Below are 3,528 nucleotides of genomic sequence, written 5' to 3' on the forward strand. Positions count from 1 at the left end.
ACAACTCGCTGACCGCGATCGCGGAGTGGGTCCGACGCTGTGAACAGTGGGAACTGGCCCGGCTGGGTTGCCCGTTCAACCCGGTGACCGGCCGGGACGAGGCCGTCAAGACCATCGCCGCTGTGGCTGGGCTACCCCAGACCGGACGCGACGACGACCTGCTACCGAACGTTCCGCCCCCGTAGAGCAGCTCAGCCGGCTATCGGTGCCGTTCCGGCGCACCGTTCGTCAACGTCGGTCCCGAGTGGCCAGACAGCCCGCCAAGCACGGCGACTGGTGCCGGCATCGAGGTCGCCCTACCGCGTCCGCCTGAGCCAGCTCCCGATGACAGTGAAGTCGTGCTCGGTCAGCCCGCGGCGTGGATCGACCTGATGCAGCAGGGCCAGGCCGTGGTGATGAGTCGATACCCACTGTTGATCGGCGTGGGAGATCTCGTCGTCGACCCAGACGAAGGGGCGTCCCTGCGCCCATTCGACGAGCCCACGGGTCTTCCAGTGCAGGGGGCCTATCTCGTCGGCGTCGGGCCAGTCCACGACAGTCAGGGTCGGTAGCCCGAGTAGCGGCGCGAGCACGTCGTTCGCGTCGCTCGTCCAGGTCGTCGCCCACACCAGATCACACGGCAGGGCCTCCAGCCGGCGGCCGTGTTCCGGATCGATCTTGTGCAGCAGAGGATGGGCGTCCGCCGGTAGGGCCGGTGCCGGGGTGTGGCCATGCGGCATGCCCGGCTGAGCCGCCGTGGGTGTGCCGAGCGGGATGAGGGTTCCATCCACGTCGAGGAACAGCAAGGGACACGGTGCAGGGGCGGACATGACCCAAGAGGCTAGCCCTCACCCCGCCAACGGCTGCCTCTGTGCGCTTGTGCCAAGGCCATTCGTCGACGGCGAATCGGGGCAGGAAGACTGCCCGGTAGCCGGCGTCGGCGTGGTCCACTCCTGTCGGAGGAAGCCCTTGCCTTTGATGTAGCGCAGCCAGTGACCCTCGGAGAGGACCTCGACGACGCCGTCGACGACTTTGATGGCGGTCTGGTCGTCGGTCGCGTAGGCCGGGACGCCGATCTCGGCCGCCCACTTCTCTGCGGCGGCCGTGCTGTTCTCGGGGCAGTCGGACACCTCGAGGCGCGGGAAGGTCGAGAAGCCGACGATGCCGAGCGCGGTGTCGCCGCCGGTGGGGTTCCAGCCAACGAAGCCATCGCCGATGCGTGGGGCCAGCACCATGCTGCCGGCGCTGAAGCCCACGTAGATCTTGTCACCGAGAGTGGACAGAGCAGGTCAAGTAGGCCGGACTCGCGCATCCAGTGGGCGAGGTAGAGCGCGTCGCCGCCGTTGACCAGCAGAACGTCGCCCCAGCGGGCTTGGCCCATGGGTGGCTGTACGACGCGGTCGGGGTGGCGAGCGCGTCACATTCCTCGATCGGCTTGCCGAGCAGGTCGAGCAGTGCGGCGTGGATGCTCGGGTTCTTGACGCCGGAGTCGGTGAGCAGGAACTTTATCGTGCCCTTTCAGTAGCGGTAGTTGGTCTGGCCGAACGGGTCGCCCTTGTCGTGGCCGTACGCCCGGTCGGGCGTCACCTCGAACATGACCGGGCTGGCGCCGGGGACGTGCGCGGCGAGCCCGCCGTCGCGCACGTCGAGCTGCCAGCGGCCGTCCCAGCGTTCACGGTAGAGCTCGGCGAGCCGGTGCAACAGGGCGTCGTCGGTGACCGGCGCGGCGGTTCCGGCGACGGCCAGGTCGAGGCCGCTGTCCCAGGCAGTGTCGCCGGCGAGCATCAGCACGTGCGGGTTGACCTGAGATCGCACGGACGACGCGACCCATCGCCAGAAGATCCGCTACAGCCTCACCGAGTCGGGCGTGCAGCTCGTCCCGGTGATGGCCGCGCTCGGCTCGTGGGGCCGGCTGCACCTGCCGGCCAGCCACGAGCTCTCCGTGCGCGCCGAGCTGCTTGAGCAGGGCGGCCCCGAACTATGGGACCGCTTCATGGACGAGCTGAGCGAACAGCACCTCGGCATCCCCCGCCCACCCGGAACCCCGTCGGTCTTCGCCGAGCTGCAGTCGGCCTACGAGGCCGAGGCTGCGGGCGGCACTCTCGAAAGTGCCCGCCCCGCCTGATCACATCAGATCGCCGCGACTTCGAGCACACGACTCACCGCCCGAAAACGATCTACTGCCGGACCACTCGACAGGCCCTCTGGGGTCTGCGTCGACGTCAGTCACAGCCACTCGTCGACCGCAGCGATGTGAACGGTGGCTCCGTCGCTACGGCAGCACTGCGCCTCGGTAGATGCGCTCGAAGAGGTTGAACAGGGGCCGGTCGTAGGCCTGCAACTTCGTCCGCGTGTTGATGTCGTTGTGCACGCCGTCGCCGCCGGGTGGTCCGGGGTAGTTCACTCCGAAGTAGCTCTGGATACCCTCGGCGAAGTACTCCTTAATGTCCGTTCCCGCGTACGTGTTCGTCCACAGACCGCTGGCGCGGGCGTTGCTCCAGGCATTGGACAACTCGGGGGACATCGCGGGGTCGATGTTCTGCAGGGCCATCAGATGCAGGGTGTGTCCGAACTCGTGCACGAACAGATTCGCCCGTCCCTGGTTGTCCAGCACGTTGCTCTCGGTGCAGGTCGACAGCGGGAAGGAGGGGGTGGCACCGAATCCGGCCCAGTACCGGTCGTCCATGCTCGTGCCGAACTGCTGGTACACCTCGGGAATCGCGCTCATGCGCTCACCTCGGGCGACGACCACGAGGCGGACATTCTGCCGGTTCAACTCGTGCACGGGCCAGTACGGGTAGGTCCACAGCAAGGTCCCGAGCTGGTTCCGCATCCGCACCAGGGTCTCGTCCTGCAGGTGGTGCGGACCGAAGAGCGGCAGCCCCCATGCGTCGACGTACTTGCCGTACCACCGGGTGTCCAGACTGTACTTGGTCACCAATGACGGCGGGATCGGCCCGACCGATCCGGTCAGCGCCAGCGCCGGTGACGCCCCGGCAATCGTGGCCAGCAGTCCTGTCGCGCCGGCGGCCAACAGGGACCGGCGTGTGATGGCACCCAAAATATCGACTCCCCTCGTCCGGCCTGCCATCATCACGCGATGTCTGACAATGTGTCAAATCCCCTGGAAGCGTGCCGTGAGGCCGATATGCGGCTTGAGTCTCCAGGGCTCGTGTCGTTGGTCGTTCGAAGTCGACTGGCGAGCGGCCGTCGTAAGCGGAGTGGCGGCGGTGCCGGTTGCAGAAGTCGGTAGTCCAGGTAGCGATCTTGAACGCTGTCCCCGCCACACCGCGCCGATCGGGCAGGCCATCCTCGTCGTCCAAGCCGTCGAGGCGCCCGCTACCCACCATGAACGTGGCTCACTGCTCGGCCCCGCGGAGTAGGGGACACGCCGCCGGCATTCGTCGACGAGATGTTGGACAGTCGTGTCGGGGGAGCTAGCCATGGCAACCGCTTAGTACTCCAGCAGGAGATCCGTTTCAGGGCTCGGTGAGAGATTGTCGGGCGTAGTGACCGATCTTGGCTTGGGCTTGGTGCTGGCGTCGGAAG

At 67.2% G+C, this 3,528-nt stretch carries 5 protein-coding genes and 1 pseudogene; 2 read left to right on the plus strand and 4 right to left on the minus strand.

From position 1 onward, the window contains the following. Positions 1–185 (plus strand): annotated as a pseudogene (locus K228_RS29930) (hypothetical protein); the annotation flags it as partial. 111 nt (positions 186–296) lie between these two features. Here K228_RS29930 and K228_RS0124180 read toward each other — a convergent pair. The 3 genes from K228_RS0124180 to K228_RS0124190 all read right to left on the minus strand — a co-directional run bounded on the left by K228_RS0124180 (position 297) and on the right by K228_RS0124190 (position 1,794). Next, positions 297–785: an HAD domain-containing protein gene (locus K228_RS0124180; RefSeq protein ID WP_342667142.1), complete on the minus strand. Its 489-nt coding sequence runs from the start codon at positions 783–785 to the stop codon at positions 297–299. A gap of 42 nt (positions 786–827) precedes the next feature. Further along, positions 828–1,235, minus strand: a complete 408-nt coding sequence (locus K228_RS30310; RefSeq protein ID WP_018797338.1) for a hypothetical protein — start codon at positions 1,233–1,235, stop codon at positions 828–830. Between the two features lie 262 nt (positions 1,236–1,497). After that, complete coding sequence (locus K228_RS0124190) at positions 1,498–1,794, minus strand: pyridoxamine 5'-phosphate oxidase family protein (protein ID WP_025620687.1); 297 nt, start codon at positions 1,792–1,794, stop codon at positions 1,498–1,500. A gap of 25 nt (positions 1,795–1,819) precedes the next feature. Between K228_RS0124190 and K228_RS26230 the strand changes: the two genes are divergently transcribed. Continuing rightward, the gene (locus K228_RS26230; RefSeq protein WP_155251634.1) at positions 1,820–2,104 is read left to right on the plus strand and encodes a hypothetical protein; all 285 of its coding nucleotides are present in this window, start codon (positions 1,820–1,822) and stop codon (positions 2,102–2,104) included. A 147-nt stretch (positions 2,105–2,251) separates the two neighbouring features. Here the strand turns inward: K228_RS26230 and K228_RS0124200 are convergent, their stop codons facing one another. Beyond that, the gene (locus tag K228_RS0124200; RefSeq protein WP_018586454.1) at positions 2,252–3,040 is read right to left on the minus strand and encodes a hypothetical protein; all 789 of its coding nucleotides are present in this window, start codon (positions 3,038–3,040) and stop codon (positions 2,252–2,254) included. Between the last annotated feature and the right edge of the window lie 488 nt (positions 3,041–3,528).

The organism is Salinispora cortesiana (genome assembly GCF_000484695.1).
GTDB lineage: Bacteria > Actinomycetota > Actinomycetes > Mycobacteriales > Micromonosporaceae > Micromonospora > Micromonospora cortesiana.